This is a genomic window from Neisseria sp. P0009.S007, assembly GCF_051962515.1.
In genome coordinates, this window is sequence record NZ_JBQCVF010000945.1 from 1 (window position 1) to 375 (window position 375).

A 375-nucleotide genomic window follows, 5' to 3' on the forward strand; every position below is an offset into this window, starting at 1 on the left:
TCGCCCGAACAACAACACCTGCTAGCCGAACGCATGGGTTTCGACAGCTATGCCGCCTTTTCAGACGGCCTCAATGTTCATCGGAACAAAGTCAATCGGTTGTTCAACGAAATCTTGAGCGAACCCGAAGAGCAAACGCAAAGCAACAGCGAATGGCAGTGGGCATGGCAGGAAAAACCCGACGAAGAAGAACGGCTAGGCCGTCTGAAAGAACACGGATTCGATGCCGAAACCATCGCCGCAAGGCTCGACCAAATCCGGCACGGCCATAAATACCGCCACCTTTCCGCCCACGCCCAGCCGCGTTTTGACGCGATTGTGCCGTTGTTGGTACAGGCGGCAGCCGAGCAACCCAACCCGACCGATACATTAATG

Annotated in this window: 1 pseudogene; it reads left to right on the plus strand. The window is 55.5% G+C overall.

The window, feature by feature from the left end:
• Nucleotides 1–375 (plus strand): annotated as a pseudogene (locus ACTHS3_RS17235) (bifunctional [glutamate--ammonia ligase]-adenylyl-L-tyrosine phosphorylase/[glutamate--ammonia-ligase] adenylyltransferase); the annotation flags it as partial.